The organism is Hydrogenophaga electricum, assembly GCF_030160815.1.
GTDB lineage: Bacteria > Pseudomonadota > Gammaproteobacteria > Burkholderiales > Burkholderiaceae_C > Hydrogenophaga > Hydrogenophaga electricum.
This window is the reverse complement of record NZ_BSPB01000002.1, coordinates 95,328-109,044: the sequence shown is the minus strand read 5'-3', so window position 1 is coordinate 109,044 and position 13,717 is coordinate 95,328. Positions and strand designations below refer to the sequence as shown.

General features: G+C 67.2%; 14 protein-coding genes. 5 read left to right on the top strand and 9 right to left on the bottom strand.

Annotation, left to right across the window (positions count from 1 at the left end; translation table 11 throughout):
* Positions 1-39 precede the first annotated feature (39 nt).
* From QQK43_RS01820 to QQK43_RS01790, 7 genes are all read right to left on the bottom strand, one after another.
* On the bottom strand, positions 40-663 hold the full coding sequence (locus tag QQK43_RS01820) for a Maf family protein (protein WP_284306404.1): 624 nt from the start codon (positions 661-663) through the stop codon (positions 40-42).
* Positions 664-679: 16 nt separating this feature from the next.
* Positions 680-1,147, bottom strand: a complete 468-nt coding sequence (gene rlmH / locus QQK43_RS01815) for a 23S rRNA (pseudouridine(1915)-N(3))-methyltransferase RlmH (protein WP_234266519.1) — start codon at positions 1,145-1,147, stop codon at positions 680-682.
* A complete protein-coding gene (rsfS, locus tag QQK43_RS01810; protein WP_284306402.1) occupies positions 1,144-1,887 on the bottom strand; it encodes a ribosome silencing factor in 744 nt (247 codons plus the stop codon). The genes rlmH and rsfS overlap by 4 nt, the downstream gene beginning before the upstream one ends.
* Positions 1,884-2,558 carry a nicotinate (nicotinamide) nucleotide adenylyltransferase gene (gene nadD, locus QQK43_RS01805; RefSeq protein WP_234266521.1) on the bottom strand — a complete coding sequence of 225 codons (675 nt, stop codon included), beginning with the start codon at positions 2,556-2,558 and terminating at the stop codon, positions 1,884-1,886. The genes rsfS and nadD overlap by 4 nt, the downstream gene beginning before the upstream one ends.
* A complete protein-coding gene (hemF, locus tag QQK43_RS01800; RefSeq protein WP_234266522.1) occupies positions 2,558-3,472 on the bottom strand; it encodes an oxygen-dependent coproporphyrinogen oxidase in 915 nt (304 codons plus the stop codon). The genes nadD and hemF overlap by 1 nt, the downstream gene beginning before the upstream one ends.
* 16 nt (positions 3,473-3,488) lie before the next feature.
* Complete coding sequence (purD, locus tag QQK43_RS01795; protein WP_284306401.1) at positions 3,489-4,763, bottom strand: phosphoribosylamine--glycine ligase; 1,275 nt, start codon at positions 4,761-4,763, stop codon at positions 3,489-3,491.
* A gap of 133 nt (positions 4,764-4,896) precedes the next feature.
* Positions 4,897-5,616: a YebC/PmpR family DNA-binding transcriptional regulator gene (locus tag QQK43_RS01790; protein WP_234266524.1), complete on the bottom strand. Its 720-nt coding sequence runs from the start codon at positions 5,614-5,616 to the stop codon at positions 4,897-4,899.
* Between the two features lie 106 nt (positions 5,617-5,722).
* Between QQK43_RS01790 and QQK43_RS01785 the strand changes: the two genes are divergently transcribed.
* The 3 genes from QQK43_RS01785 (at position 5,723) to QQK43_RS01775 (ending at position 9,788) form a co-directional block, all read left to right on the top strand.
* On the top strand, positions 5,723-7,282 hold the full coding sequence (locus QQK43_RS01785) for a helicase HerA-like C-terminal domain-containing protein (RefSeq protein ID WP_284306399.1): 1,560 nt from the start codon (positions 5,723-5,725) through the stop codon (positions 7,280-7,282).
* 120 nt (positions 7,283-7,402) lie between these two features.
* Positions 7,403-7,966, top strand: coding sequence for a C40 family peptidase (locus tag QQK43_RS01780; RefSeq protein WP_234266526.1), 564 nt, complete (start codon positions 7,403-7,405; stop codon positions 7,964-7,966).
* A 412-nt stretch (positions 7,967-8,378) separates the two neighbouring features.
* Complete coding sequence (locus QQK43_RS01775) at positions 8,379-9,788, top strand: GGDEF domain-containing protein (protein WP_284306395.1); 1,410 nt, start codon at positions 8,379-8,381, stop codon at positions 9,786-9,788.
* Positions 9,789-9,803: 15 nt separating this feature from the next.
* Here QQK43_RS01775 and QQK43_RS01770 read toward each other — a convergent pair whose 3' ends face one another.
* Both QQK43_RS01770 and QQK43_RS01765 read right to left on the bottom strand, forming a co-directional pair.
* Positions 9,804-11,003, bottom strand: a complete 1,200-nt coding sequence (locus tag QQK43_RS01770) for a glycosyltransferase family 4 protein (protein ID WP_284306392.1) — start codon at positions 11,001-11,003, stop codon at positions 9,804-9,806.
* A 99-nt stretch (positions 11,004-11,102) separates the two neighbouring features.
* The gene (locus QQK43_RS01765) at positions 11,103-12,206 is read right to left on the bottom strand and encodes a LysR family transcriptional regulator (protein WP_284306389.1); all 1,104 of its coding nucleotides are present in this window, start codon (positions 12,204-12,206) and stop codon (positions 11,103-11,105) included.
* Positions 12,207-12,219: 13 nt separating this feature from the next.
* On the opposite strand from QQK43_RS01765, the gene QQK43_RS01760 reads away from it, so the two are divergent.
* Both QQK43_RS01760 and QQK43_RS01755 read left to right on the top strand, forming a co-directional pair.
* Positions 12,220-13,212, top strand: coding sequence for a carbon-nitrogen hydrolase family protein (locus QQK43_RS01760; protein WP_284306388.1), 993 nt, complete (start codon positions 12,220-12,222; stop codon positions 13,210-13,212).
* Positions 13,209-13,694, top strand: coding sequence for an ester cyclase (locus QQK43_RS01755; protein WP_284306385.1), 486 nt, complete (start codon positions 13,209-13,211; stop codon positions 13,692-13,694). The genes QQK43_RS01760 and QQK43_RS01755 overlap by 4 nt, the downstream gene beginning before the upstream one ends.
* The last annotated feature ends 23 nt before the right edge of the window (positions 13,695-13,717 follow it).

The window sequence follows — 13,717 nt, the reverse complement described above, 5'->3', positions numbered from 1 at the left end:
TTGTCTCGGTTCGGTTGTTCTGGGGGACTGCGGCGGCGATCAGGTCCCGACGAAGCGCACGCCGGCCTGCCGCAAGAGCCCGGCCGTTTCGTGGGCGGGCAGGCCCATGATGCCCGAATGGCTGCCGCTGATGTGGGCGATCCACATCGCCGCCAACCCCTGGATGGCGTAGGCACCGGCCTTGCCCATGGGCTCGCCGGTGGCCACGTAGGCGCGGATCTGTGCCGGTGTCATCGGCGCAAAGCGCACCCAGGACGTCGACAAGGCCTGCCAGGCGCGGGCCGGGCGCTCGCGCACCGCTGGCAGGCCGACGGCCACGGCGGTCATGACGCGGTGGCGCTGCCCCGACAGCGCGGCCAGCATGCGCCGGGCATCGGCCTCGTCGGCCGGTTTGCCCAGGATGCGGCGGCCCAGCGCCACGGTGGTGTCGGCGCACAGCACCGGTGCCGCAGGCAGCCCCCGCCGCTGCAGACGCGCCAGAGAGGCCTGCAGCTTCAGCGCCGTCACGCGCTGCACATAGACAGCCGGCGCCTCACCGGGCCGCACGGCTTCCAGCGCTTCGGCGTCCTCATCGGCGTCGGGCAGCAGTAACTCGCAGGGCACGCCCCACTGCTCCAGCAACTGGCGGCGGCGGGGACTCTGGGACGCCAGGTAGAGGGTCATGGGAAAGAAGCCGCCCTCATTCGCGGTGATAAGGATGGTTGGCGTTGATCGACCAGCCGCGGTAGAGCTGCTCGATCAGCAGCACGCGCACCATGGCGTGCGGCAGGGTCAGGTCCGACAGACGGATGCGCTGGTGGGCCGCTTCGCGGAAGGCCGGCTCCAGCCCGTCGGGGCCGCCGATCACCAGGGCCACATCGTCGCCGCCCAGTTGCCACTGGCGCAACTGCTGGGCCAGGGCCTTGGTGGTCAGCGCCGTACCGCGCTCGTCCAGCACCACCAGGCGGCACCCCTTGGGCAGCACGGCCTGGATGCGCTCGCGCTCGGCGGCCATGAGCACCTCGACGGACTTGGTGCCACGCGGCTCGGTCTTGACCGTGCGCAGTTCGACCCGCAACTCGGGCGGGAAACGTTTGGCGTAATCGTCGTAGGCGGTCTGCGCCCAGTCGGGCACCCGCTGCCCGACCGCGACGATCACCAGCTTCATGCCTTCTTCTTGGCGGCGGGTTTGGCCGTCGCTTTGGCGGCCGGCTTCGCACTGGCCGACTTGGCCTTGGCAGGCTTGTTGACCACCAGCTTGGGCAATGCCGCAGCGGGCTTGCGCGGCGCTCCAGTCTTCTTGGCCGGTGCCGCAGACTTGGCCGCCGGCTTGCGGGTGGCCGGGGTCTTGGCGGCGGGCTTGGCGGTCGCCGCAGGTTTGGCGGATTTGGCCGCCGGCTTGGCCGCTGTGGACTTGGCGACCGCCCGGGCGGACTTGGGTGCCACCGCCTTGGCCGCCGGCTCCGCAGCTTTACCGGCCTTCTTGGCAGCCGCCTTGAGGGCCGCAGCCTCCGCCAGCTTGGCCGGCGTGGGCTTGTCGGTGCCGTGCTTGAGCCGCACCGGCTTGGTCCCCCAGATTTCTTCCAGGCGGTAATACTGGCGGATCACCGGCTGCATCACGTGCGCCACAGCCTGACCGCAGTCGATGATGATCCATTCACCGTTTTCCTCGCCCTCGATACGCGGCTTGTCGAAACCGGCCTCGCGCACGGCGTCGCGCACGCTGGCGGCCAGCGCCTTGGTCTGGCGGTTGGAGGTGCCGCTGGCAATGATCACGCGCTCGAACAACGGCGACAGCTCGGCTGTGTTGAACACCACGATGTCCTGCCCTTTGACGTCCTCCAGACCATCGACGATGGCGCGCTGGAGCTTCTGGATGTCTTTTTTGGCGGTGGATTCGTTGGTCATGAAGGGTTCTGATAGAGGTGGTGTTGGGAAATATAGCGGGCGACCGGCTCGGGCACCAGCACTTCAAGCTGAGCCTCGGGCAGGCTGGGGCCGCCGACGCGCGCCCTGACTGCCGAGGCGCTGATGTTTTTCAGTGGCATGGCCAGGCGCCGGAACGGCAGCTCGACGGCCGACAAGTCCATCTCGCGATCCTGTTCGAGCGGCGCGTCGGCACCGATGTTGGTGGCGCGGTTGGCCACCGCCAGCGTGGCGAGATCCTGCACTTCCTGCCAGCGAACCCAGGATTTGAACGCCAGCAGCTGATCGGCGCCCAGCACCAGGAACAGCTCGGCCGCCGGGTATTCGGCGTGCAGTTCACGCAGGGTGTCTGCCGTATAGCTGGGGCCCTCGCGGCGAATTTCGCGGGTGTCGATCCGGGTGTTGGGCAAATCGCCGAACGCCAGCAGGCACATGTTGAGGCGGTGCTCGGCTGGGGACAGCACGCGCGCCTTGTGCCAGGCGTGGCCCGTGGGCAGCACATGCAGCACGTCCAGCCCGAGCTGGGTCAGGGCCACTTCGGCCAGAGCGCGGTGGGCCCAGTGCGGCGGATCGAACGCCCCGCCGAACATGCCCACCCGCAACGGGCGCCCCTGCGGTGATGGCACCGGACGCTGAGATTCGGTCGGGCTCATCAGATCCAGTCCTTGCGCACGAGGAATTGCCGGTACAGCGCATCTTCGGGCGAGCCCGGGCGCGTCTGGCGGTGGTAGGACCAGCTCACCAGCGGTGGCATGGACAACAGGATGGATTCGGTGCGGCCGCCCGACTGCAGGCCGAAATGCGTGCCGCGGTCCCACACCAGGTTGAATTCGACGTAGCGGCCGCGGCGGTAGAGCTGGAAGCTGCGCTCGCGCTCGCCGTAGGGCGTGTTCTTGCGGCGATCGACGATGGGCAGGTAGGCGTCGAGGAAGGCGTCGCCGACCGAAGTCATCATGGCGAAGCTGCCCTCGAAGCCCAGTTCCGAAAAATCGTCGAAGAACACCCCGCCGACACCGCGCTGCTCGTCGCGGTGCTTGAGGTAGAAATACTCGTCGCACCAGCGCTTGAAGCGCGGGTACTTGTCGACACCGAACGGATCCAGCGCATGGCGGCAGGTGGTGTGGAAATGCACCACATCCTCTTCGAAGCCGTAATAGGGCGTGAGGTCCATGCCGCCACCGAACCAGCACACCGGCTGGCCGCCGGGAGGCGTCGCCGCGATCATGCGGACGTTCATGTGCACGGTGGGCACGTAGGGGTTGCGCGGGTGGAACACCAGCGACACCCCCATGGCCTCGAACGGCGCGCCGGCCAGCTCCGGACGGTGCTGGGTCGCCGATGGCGGCAGCGCAGGGCCGCTGACCTGCGAAAAACCGCAGCCGGCGCGCTCGAAAACAGCGCCGTCTTCCAGGATCTGCGTGATGCCCTGCCCCTGCAGGCGCTCGCCCGGCGGCTTGCGCCAGGCGTCGGTGATGAAGCTGCCGCCATCGACCAGGCCGATGGTGGAGGTGATGCGGTCCTGCAGCCCGGTCAGGTAGTCGCGGACGCGCTGGGTCGGATGGTTCATCGGCTTGGGCTGGCGCTCACAGCGCCCGGTGGCCGATGTCTCGGCGGAACTGGCAGCCATCGAAGTGGATGCCCTCGATGGCGGCGTAGGCCTTTTCGCGGGCAGCGGCCACGCTGTCGGCCAGGGCCGTCACGCACAGCACGCGGCCACCGGACACCTGCACCGCCCCACCCTCACCCGCCGTGCCGGCATGGAACACCATGCAGTCGGCGCTGTCGGCCGGCAACCCGGTGATGGCATCACCCTTGCGCGGGCTCATGGGGTAGCCGGCTGCGGCCAGCACCACCCCCAGCGCCACGCGCGGGTCCCAGTCCAGCGTCACCCGGTCCAGTTCGGCCCGGGTGGCCGACAGCAGCACCTGCGCCAGGTTGGAGCGCAGGCGCATCATGATCGGCTGCGTCTCGGGGTCGCCCATGCGGCAGTTGAATTCCAGTGTCTTGACACGGCCGTCGGGCGTGATCATCAGCCCGGCGTAGAGAAAACCGGTGTAGGGAATGCCATCGGCAGCCATGCCGCGCAGCGTGGGCAGGATCACTTCGTCCATGGCGCGCTGGTGAACGGCTGGTGTGACCACCGGTGCGGGCGAATAGGCGCCCATGCCGCCGGTGTTGGGGCCCTGGTCGGCATCGAGCAGGCGCTTGTGGTCCTGGCTGGTGGCCAGCGCGAGCGCGTTGACGCCGTCGCACAGCACGATGAAGCTGGCCTCCTCGCCTTCGAGGAATTCCTCGATCACCACGCGCGCGCCGCCTTCGTTGTGCGCCACGCCCAGCGTGTTGTCGAGCAGCATGAAGTCGATCGCTTCGTGGGCCTCGGTCAGGCTCATCGCGACCACCACGCCCTTGCCGGCGGCCAGGCCATCGGCCTTGATCACGATGGGCGCGCCCTTGGCATCCACATAGGCGTGGGCCTGAACCGGGTCGGTGAAGGCCTGGTACTCGGCCGTCGGGATGCCATGGCGCTGCATGAACGCCTTGCTGAAGGCCTTGGAGCTTTCCAACTGGGCGGCCTTCTGCGTCGGGCCGAAGATGGCCATGCCGTGGGCGCGGAACTCGTCCACCACACCCGCCGCCAGCGGAGCCTCGGGGCCGACCACGGTCAGGCCGATGCCGTTGGCCTGGGCCCATTCGCGCAGCGCCACCTTGTCGGTGATCGCCACGTTGGTCAGTTGGGCATCGCGCGCGGTACCGGCATTGCCGGGCGCCACGAACACCTGGTCGACGCCCTCGGACTGCTTGAGCTTCCACGCCAGTGCGTGTTCACGGCCACCGCCGCCGATCACCAGAACTTTCAAACCATTCTCCAAAAATCAGGCCACGATGCCACGCGGAATGCGTGCCTGCTGTCCAGGCTGCCGCAGAACCGACTTTGCCGGGCTGCCAGCAGCGCCCCCTTCAGAGGGGCGCGCGCAGCGCGGCGGGGGTGGGTCAAATGCTGGCGTTGTGGAAGACCTCTTGCACATCGTCCAGGTCTTCGATCACGTCCAGCAGCTTCTGCATGCGCGCGGCGTCTTCGCCGGTCAGCTCGATGGTGTTTTCGGGCCGCATGGTCACCTCCGCCACTTCGGGCTTGAGGCCGGCGGCTTCCAGCGCGTCCTTCACCGCTTCGAAGTCGGCACTGGCGGTCAGCACCTCGATGGCGCCGTCGTCGTCGGTGATCACGTCTTCGGCCCCGGCTTCCAGCGCCACTTCCATCACCTGCTCTTCGCTCGTGCCCGGCGCGAAGATGATCTGCCCGCAGTGCTTGAACTGGAAGGCCACCGACCCTTCGGTGCCGAGGTTGCCACCGAACTTGCTGAACGCGTGACGCACTTCGGCCACGGTCCGCACCTTGTTGTCGGTCATGGTGTCGACGATGATGGCCGCGCCACCGATGCCGTAGCCTTCGTAGCGGATTTCTTCCAACGCCTGGCCTTCGAGGTTGCCCGAAGCCTTGTCGACGTTGTATTTGATGCGGTCGGCCGGCATGTTGGCCGCCTTGGCCTTGTCGATGGCCAGCCGCAGGCGCGGGTTCATGGCGGGATCGCCGCCGCCGCTGCGGGCCGCGACCGTGATTTCACGGATCACGCGCGTCCAGATCTTGCCCCGCTTTTCGTCCTGTCGGCCCTTGCGGTGTTGAATATTGGCCCATTTGCTGTGTCCAGCCATGGTTGCGTCCTTTGGGTACTGCCCGAATTTGGTCTAATAAAAAGCGGATTTTACTTTTCCCCCCCGGGCGCACCGCCGCCCCACCTCCGGACCGAAGGAAAGCGACATGGCCGAACCGCTGCTGATTGCCCAGAATGCCAATGCCCAGTGCCATCTGCTGCCGGGTCTGGCCAACCGCCACGGGCTGATCACCGGGGCCACAGGCACCGGCAAGACGGTGACGCTGCAAAAGCTCGCCGAAGGCTTTTCGCGCATCGGCGTGCCGGTGTTCATGGCCGACGTCAAGGGCGACCTCACGGGCATCAGCCAGAGTGGCAAGCTGCCCGACAAGGTCGCCCGAATCCTGGCCGACCGGGGTCTTCCCGCGCCCGAACCGGTGGCCTGCCCGACCACGCTGTGGGACGTTTACGGCGAACAGGGCCACCCGGTGCGCGCCACCATCTCCGACATGGGGCCGCTGCTGCTGGCGCGCATGCTGGGCCTGAACGATACCCAGACCGGGGTGCTGAACCTGGTGTTCAAGATCGCCGACGACAACGGCCTGCTGCTGCTGGACATGAAAGACCTGCGCGCCATGCTGCAGCACGTGGGTGACAACGCCAAGCAGTTCACCACCGAATACGGCAACATCAGCGCCGCCAGCATCGGCGCGATCCAGCGCGGCCTGCTCCAGATCGAACAGCAGGGAGGCGACAAGTTCTTCGGCGAGCCGATGCTGAACATCAGCGATTTCATGCAGACCGAGCAGGGCCTGGGCGTGATCAATGTGCTGGCCGCCGACAAGCTGCTCAACGCACCGCGCCTGTACGCCACCTTCCTGTTGTGGATGCTCTCGGAGCTGTTCGAAACCCTGCCCGAGATCGGCGACCCCGACAAACCCAAGCTGGTGTTCTTCTTCGACGAAGCGCACCTGCTGTTCAACGACGCGCCCAAGGTGCTGGTCGAGCGCATCGAGCTGGTCGTGCGCCTGGTGCGTTCCAAGGGCGTGGGCGTGTACTTCGTGACCCAGAACCCGCTGGACATCCCCGACAGCGTGCTGGGCCAGCTGGGCAACCGGGTGCAGCACGCCCTGCGCGCGTTCACCCCGCGAGACCAGAAGGCGGTGAAGGCCACCGCCGAGACCATGCGCCCCAAGGCCGGACTGGACATCGAAGCCGCCATCACCGAGCTCGCCGTGGGCGAAGCCCTGGTCAGTTTTCTCGATGCCAAGGGCCGCCCGAGCGAGACCGAACGCGTGTTCGTGCTGCCACCGGGCAGCCAGATCGGCCCGATCACGCCCGAACAGCGCCAGGCGCTGATGCGCAATTCGCTGGTGGCGGGTGTGTACGAGCAGGTGATCGACCGCGAGAGCGCTTACGAAATGTTCCGCCAGCACGCGGGGGCGGCCGAACCGGCGGGCTCCCCCGGCAAGGACGCGTCCACCGAGCCCAAAGTTCCCCGCATTCCGGGCGGCGCCCCCAAGTCCGCCGAGGCCGACAGCGGCGGGATCGGCGGGATCGGCGGCATGATCAACGAGGCGCTTTTTGGCCGCACCGGCCCGCGCGGGGGCCAGTACGACGGCCTCGTGCAGACCATGGCCAAGACCGCGGCCCGCACCGTGGCCAGCAACATCGGGCGCCAGCTCGTGCGCGGCGTGCTCGGCGGCCTGCTCGGCGGTAAACGCTGACAGGGGTTCCATGGCGCAGCCGCCCCCCATGCACGCTGTGATCAAACGCAAACAAATCAAAGGGTTGCCTAGCATTTCTCGCTTGACGCATGAGGCCACGGGCCTTACCCTTGCGCCGCAATGAAACGCTGGCCCGCCCTCCTTCTGCTGACCGCCGCCCTCGGTGCGCACGCCGCGCCGCAGGAAGGCGCTTATCAGGACATGGACCAGTTGCTCAGCGACCGCGGCCTGATCACCCGCCTGGGTGACCAGTTCCAGCAGGCGCGCGATGCAATGGGCGAGCGGGCGTCCCGGTTGGTGGTGGACGCCATGGGCTTTCTCGGCGTGCCCTACCGCTACGGTGGCAACACCGCCGAAACCGGGTTTGACTGCAGCGGCTTCGTGCGCGCCGTGTTCGAGCAGTCGGTGGGCAAGGTGCTGCCCCGGCGTGCCGACGAACAGGCTGCCGCCACCGAAGTGATCGACCGCAACGAACTCAAACCCGGCGATCTGGTGTTCTTCAACACCATGCGCCGCGCCTTCAGCCACGTGGGCATTTACGTGGGTGACGGCAAATTCATCCACTCCCCGCGTTCCGGCTCTCATGTGCGGGTGGAAGACATGCGACAAACCTACTGGCAGACCCGCTTCAACGGGGCGCGCCGCGTCCCCATGCCGCCCGAAAACACCTCGGCTTCCCGCTGATCCGCTCCATCGTCAGCCTGCAGGGCCGTTGCAACCCTGCCACAACGTCCACCGTTGGTCATTTCTGCTCAAACAGAAATGATTATCAATTTTCCAGTGTTTGTTTGGCCCTACCGGATGCGACCTGGTCTTGGGCGATGCCCACAGACTGACCAGAAAATCGTTGTCCAACAAATAGTTGGCTTCTTCAAGGGTGCGCCCTCTGGAAAACACAACGGCGCTGAAAAGAATCATTCTCAAAACAAAATCTGCACTGCACACCCCAGGCGCCGTGTGCGCCCTCGGGTAGCCGGAAATCGGTCTGGAAAACCGGCGTCATCGACAGCCCCTTGCCAGCCCGCGGCATGGATTTTTGGGCCCACATTCGATAGGCTCCGGGCTTCGTTGGTTGGTTGTGTGAAGCAAAGTGGACATGAAAATCACCCGCATGAGCGGCGTACTGGAAGCCGGTGCCATGGAAGACGAGAGCATCCGGGCCTGGGCCGACCTTTTCAAAGTGACCGCGCTTCCGATCCGGGAAGTGGTCGCCCAGGTGGTGCGCGAAGGCGCCGAAGTGCTCACGGAAGAGTTCTACGAACGCATGATGCAGAACCCGCGCTCGGCGGGATTCCTGGATCAGGAGCGGGTCCAGAAACGCCTGAAAGCGTCTCTTCGCCGCTGGATGACGGAGCTGTTCGCGACCCTGGACGACACCGCCATCGGCGCCGCGATCCAGCGCCAGATCGAGGTCGGCATCGTGCATGCGCGCATCCGCCTGCCCATCGATCTGATCCCGGCCGGCATCCGCGTGCTCAAGCGCGGCATCCGCCGGCGCATCGACTTTGCGCCCCTCAATGGGGACGAACGCCTTGCGGCGATGATCTACGTTTCCGACTTGCTGCACCTGGCTGACGGGCTGATGAACCATGCCTACCTGCAGGATGCGCAGGAAGTCGCTCGCAACGACGAAGCCTTCCGCCAGATCTCGCAAAAGCACAGCTCGTTGGAAGAGCGCTCACGCCAGCGCGCCGCCCTGGCCGAATGGACCGAGACGCTGCTGCTGTCTACCTGGGCCAGCACGGGGACCCCGGCCCTGCCCCGGCTGCGCGATTCGGAGTTCGGTATCTGGGTCCACCACAAAGGCTCCATCATGTTCGAGGGTGCCGACGACCTGCGCGATGTGGTCGACAGCATCGAACGCATGGACGGTGTCTTTCTGCCCCGGCTGCAAGCCGCGCTGGCGCAGCGCGAGCCCGCGGAAGCGGTGGTGGGCACGATCAAGAGCCAGATCGACCTGATCCGCTACAAGCTCAACGACCTGTTCGACCACCATCTCGGACAGGACGACGGGCTCGATCTGGAAACCCGTCTGCCCGACCGCCGCTACCTGCCGGCCGTGCTGTCGCGCGAAATGCGCACGCACCAGGCCAGCAGCCGCCCGCTCTGTCTGGCGCTGATCGAGGTGGACTTCCCCACGCTGCAGGAAACGGCCATGAGCGGGGCACGCAGCCGCCTGTTGCAGACGGCGGCCACCACGCTGTCAGCGCACATACGGACCATCGACCACCTGTTCCGCTACGACGATCAGCGCTTCCTGCTCATCGCCATCGAATGCCCGCGCAGCAGAACGGCCGAAATGGTGGCCGGTTTGACCGAGAGCCTGCGGCATGCGGTGCACGCGGGCAACGTGCAGGGCAGTTGGACGCCGGTGCCGATGCTGGTCTCGGCCGGGGTGGCCGAGTTCGATCGCCATCCCGATTACCAGTACTTCATCCAGCGGGTCGAAACCGCACTGGCCGAAGCCAGCGGACGCCACCACCGCTCCCGGGTGGCTTTCGCCTGAACCCGCGCCCGGGCCTCAATCCGCCAGGGTCACCGCGTCCGCTGCGTGGTGCTCTCGGAAGAACCGGTAACCGCCTTCGGCCAGCCGCAGCCCCGCTTGCGGTTGGGCCAGCAGGTGCAGGCAGGCCTGGGCAAAGGCGGCGTCCGTGTCGGCCAGCAGCCAGTGTTCGCCCGACTGCGCCAGCAGGCCTTCGGCCCCCATCGGGGTGGACACCACCGGTCGCTGGTGGCTGAAGGCTTCCAGAATCTTGATGCGCGTGCCGCCCCCCGCGCGCAGCGGCACCACCACCACGTCGCAGGCCGCGTACAACGGCGTGAGGTCGTCGACAAAACCGTGCACGACCACGCCCGGCCCCAGATCGCCGAAGGCCGGCCCCTTGCCAACGACGTGAAACGTCACTGGGCGGGTGGCCGCCGCCCGGATCAGTGGCCAGATGTGCGCGCAAAAATGCTCGACCGCATCGCGGTTGGGCAGATACCCCAGGGTGCCCACAAAGAGCAGGCGGGCATCGGCGGTTGAGGCTCTGGACGCACAGGGTTGGCGCCCCTCCACGGTATTGGGCAACACGGCCACGGCCGACGCCGGCAGATGCCGGCGCACGTGCGCGGCCTCCAGGGCCGACGATGCCCACACCCGGTCAAACTGGGGCAGGCAGGCGGCCTCCATCCGGGCATAGGCTTGCGCCTCGTCGCGCAACCGGGCCGCTTCGGCCACCTGCCCCCGCAAGGTGTGCAGATCGGCCAGGCGCCCCAGGGTGGTGGATTCCATTTCGTCCAGATCGAGCCACCGGGTCGCATGCGGACACGCTGGCCACAAAGCCTCCAGATGCGGCCACAGATAAAAACGGAACACAAGAATCAGAGAGGGCGCCAGGGCGGCGCCGGCCGCCGCCACGCGTTGCTGCCAGGCGGGGTGGCATGAGCGCCAGCCCTGCGGCCAGGCGGGGCGATCCCCCTCGCGGCGCCACTGCGCCAAGGCATCGGTGGCGGCGGCCGGCCCGGGATCGGGCACCGCCTGCCACGACCGGCACCAGGCAGCCACGGCCGGCTCGGGCGCATCGACGGGTGCGCCGTACATCGGCACCACCAGCAGGTGGACCGGCCCCGCCCGCTGGGCGAGCAGACGCAGCGTGGCGGCCGCGCGCATGGCCAGCCCATTGCCGCGCGTGGATGGCCAGACCGGGCTGACGAACAACGGCGCGGACGTGGGCTTCATGAAGGGCGTGGGCAGCAGATGGGCACCGAACAGATTCTCCGTGACACCCCCGGCACCAGGCCCTCAAGGGGTTTTCGGCCGTGTCTGCGGGCCACGGTATCAGGCACCGGTCGCCGGAACCGCTGGACCCGCATCGGCCTGCCCGAGCAGCAGCGCCTGGTCGCGGGCCATGATGCCCACGATGAAATCGATGGCAGCACGGATCCTCGGCACATTCTGCAGATCCTGGTGAACAACCAGCCACCAGTCGCGTGTCGGGTTCACCGCTTCGGGCATGACCCGCACCAGGTGGCGCTGATGGGTCAGGAAATGCGGCAGCATCGCCAGCCCGGCGCCACTTTCCACGGCCGCCAGTTGGGCCATCAGGCTGGTGCTGGTCAACCGGCATTGCCCCGGGGTGACCGTACCCGGCAGCCAACGCACCGGTGATACGGCCACCAGTTCGTCCACGTAGGTAACGAACCGGTGCCCTGCGAGCGCCGGCACATCCGCAGGAACACCATGGGCATCGAGATAGATGCCCGACCCATACAGACCCACGCCGAACTGGGCGAGGCGGCGCACCACCAGGCGGCCCGCGCGAGGACGGACCATGTTGATCGACAGGTCGGCCTCCCGCTCCGCCAGGTTCACGATGTGGGGCGCCGTCACGAGCTGCACGGACAAGCGCGGATGCAGGGACAGAAAGGGCGCCAGGCGCGGCGCCAGGTAGGCGCTGCCAAAACCCTCCATGGTCGAGATCCGGACCACACCTTCAAGCTCCCGCGCCCCATCGGTCGCGCTGCGGCTCAGCTCGCTCCCCAGAACCGCCATGCGCGCAGCGACCGCGCGCACCCGTTCACCCTCAGCGGTCAGACGAAAAGTCCGACCACTGCGCACCAGCAACGCGCTGCCCAAGTTTTTTTCCAGCGCGGCCACACGCCGGCGCACGGTAGTGACGTCCATGTCGAGCTGCGCGGCGGCCTTCGCACTGCCCTGCTCGGCCACCAGCAGGAAGACCCGGAGATCGCTCCAGTCCGGTGACAGCGACGCCGAAGTGGGAACCTGGGGGGATTTCATTCGCGCAAATTTGCCCGCTTCAAATGCATTGATGCGTATTGTGATGCAACACCGCCCCTGAATACACTGCCTTCGTCGACCCGGACCGCGACCGCCGCAGCCGGCAGCGGTGCCGGCAAACCCCTCTTCCGCTGCCTCACTCACACAGGTTCCTGCCATGCCCCAGACCCTTCGCGCCGCTGTCGTACAGGCCGGCTCCCTCATGTTCGACACGCCCGGCACGCTGCGCAAGGCCGTCGCGCTGGCCGAAGACGCCGCCGCGCGGCAAGCCCGGCTGATCGTGTTTCCCGAAGCCTTCATTGGCGGCTATCCCAAAGGCCTGGATTTCGGCTCCGTCATCGGCGGCCGCACCCCGGCGGGCCGCGAAGACTACCGGCGTTATGCCGACAGCGCGATCGCGGTGCCGGGCCCGGAAACCGAGGTGCTGGCCGCCACGGCCCAGCGCCTGGGCGTGCACATCGTGATCGGCGTGATCGAAAAAGACGGCGCCACCCTGTATTGCACCGCCCTCTTCTTCGGGCCAACCGGCCACCTGCTCGGCAAGCACCGCAAGCTCATGCCGACCGCGGGCGAGCGCCTGATCTGGGGGTATGGCGATGGTTCGACCCTGCCGGTGTTCGATACCGACATCGGCCGGCTGGGTGCCGTCATCTGCTGGGAAAACTACATGCCGGCGATGCGCATGGCGATGTACGCCAAGGGCATCCAGTTGTACTGCGCACCGACCGCCGACAACCGCCCCTCCTGGGCGCCTTCGATGCAGCACATCGCGGTCGAAGGCCGCTGCTTCGTGCTGTCGGCCTGTCAGTACCTGGTTCGCGCCGATTGTCCGGCAGACTATGCGGCCGTCCAGGGCAACGACCCGGCGACCGTGCTGATGACCGGCGGCAGCTGCATCGTCAACCCGTTCGGCGAATTCCTGGCGGGTCCGGTGTTTGACCGCAACGACATCCTGATCGCCGATATCGATCTGGCCGAGATCACCCGCGGCAAGTACGACTTCGATGCCACCGGCCACTACGCCCGGCCAGACATCTTCAGGCTCACCGTGAACGAAAGCCACACGCCGGCGGTCGAGTTCCGCCCCCACGATGTGACGCCACCCACGCCCCCTCTGGCCACCAGCACCCTGACACCGGACACGCCATGACCCGCCTCGAAGACGCCACCGAACCCGAAATGGACCTGACGCCCAGCGCGCTGAGCCCGCGCAAAAACGTGGTGCGCCGCTTCTACAAAGACCTGTGGGACCGGGCCGACATCCGCCTGATTCCCGAACTCTTCCACGAGGGCTTCACCTTTCGCGGCTCGCTCGGCCCGGTGCTGCGCGGTGGCGTGGAGTTCGGTGACTACGTGCTGTGGCTGAACGACACCCTGGCGGACTACACCTCCGACATCCTGGAACTGGTCGAAGAAGGCGGTCGGGTGAGCGGCAAACTGCGTTTCCACGGCCGGCACCGCAAGACCTTCTTCGGTTGCGAGCCGTCCGGGGAAAGGGTGTGGTGGTACGGTGCCCCCATCTTCCGCTTCGAAGGCGACAAGATCCGCGACCTGTGGGTGCTGGGTGATGTCTACGGACTGGTGCGCCGTATGGAAAACACCCAGACCGGGATCGAGTTCCGCGTCGACTGAGCGCGCGGACCGCTCCCGGCGTG

Excerpts from the sequence above, each read along its gene's own strand:
- QQK43_RS01820 (WP_284306404.1), bottom strand. The coding sequence starts at position 663 with ATGACCCTCTACCTGGCGTCCCAGAGTCCCCGCCGCCGCCAGTTGCTG.
- QQK43_RS01755 (WP_284306385.1), top strand. The coding sequence starts at position 13,209 with ATGACCCGCCTCGAAGACGCCACCGAACCCGAAATGGACCTGACGCCC.
- QQK43_RS01785 (WP_284306399.1), top strand. The coding sequence starts at position 5,723 with ATGGCCGAACCGCTGCTGATTGCCCAGAATGCCAATGCCCAGTGCCAT.
- rsfS (WP_284306402.1), bottom strand. The coding sequence starts at position 1,887 with ATGACCAACGAATCCACCGCCAAAAAAGACATCCAGAAGCTCCAGCGC.
- hemF (WP_234266522.1), bottom strand. The coding sequence starts at position 3,472 with ATGAACCATCCGACCCAGCGCGTCCGCGACTACCTGACCGGGCTGCAG.
- QQK43_RS01790 (WP_234266524.1), bottom strand. The coding sequence starts at position 5,616 with ATGGCTGGACACAGCAAATGGGCCAATATTCAACACCGCAAGGGCCGA.
- QQK43_RS01760 (WP_284306388.1), top strand. The coding sequence starts at position 12,220 with ATGCCCCAGACCCTTCGCGCCGCTGTCGTACAGGCCGGCTCCCTCATG.
- QQK43_RS01775 (WP_284306395.1), top strand. The coding sequence starts at position 8,379 with ATGAAAATCACCCGCATGAGCGGCGTACTGGAAGCCGGTGCCATGGAA.
- nadD (WP_234266521.1), bottom strand. The coding sequence starts at position 2,558 with ATGAGCCCGACCGAATCTCAGCGTCCGGTGCCATCACCGCAGGGGCGC.
- rlmH (WP_234266519.1), bottom strand. The coding sequence starts at position 1,147 with ATGAAGCTGGTGATCGTCGCGGTCGGGCAGCGGGTGCCCGACTGGGCG.
- QQK43_RS01770 (WP_284306392.1), bottom strand. The coding sequence starts at position 11,003 with ATGAAGCCCACGTCCGCGCCGTTGTTCGTCAGCCCGGTCTGGCCATCC.
- QQK43_RS01780 (WP_234266526.1), top strand. The coding sequence starts at position 7,403 with ATGAAACGCTGGCCCGCCCTCCTTCTGCTGACCGCCGCCCTCGGTGCG.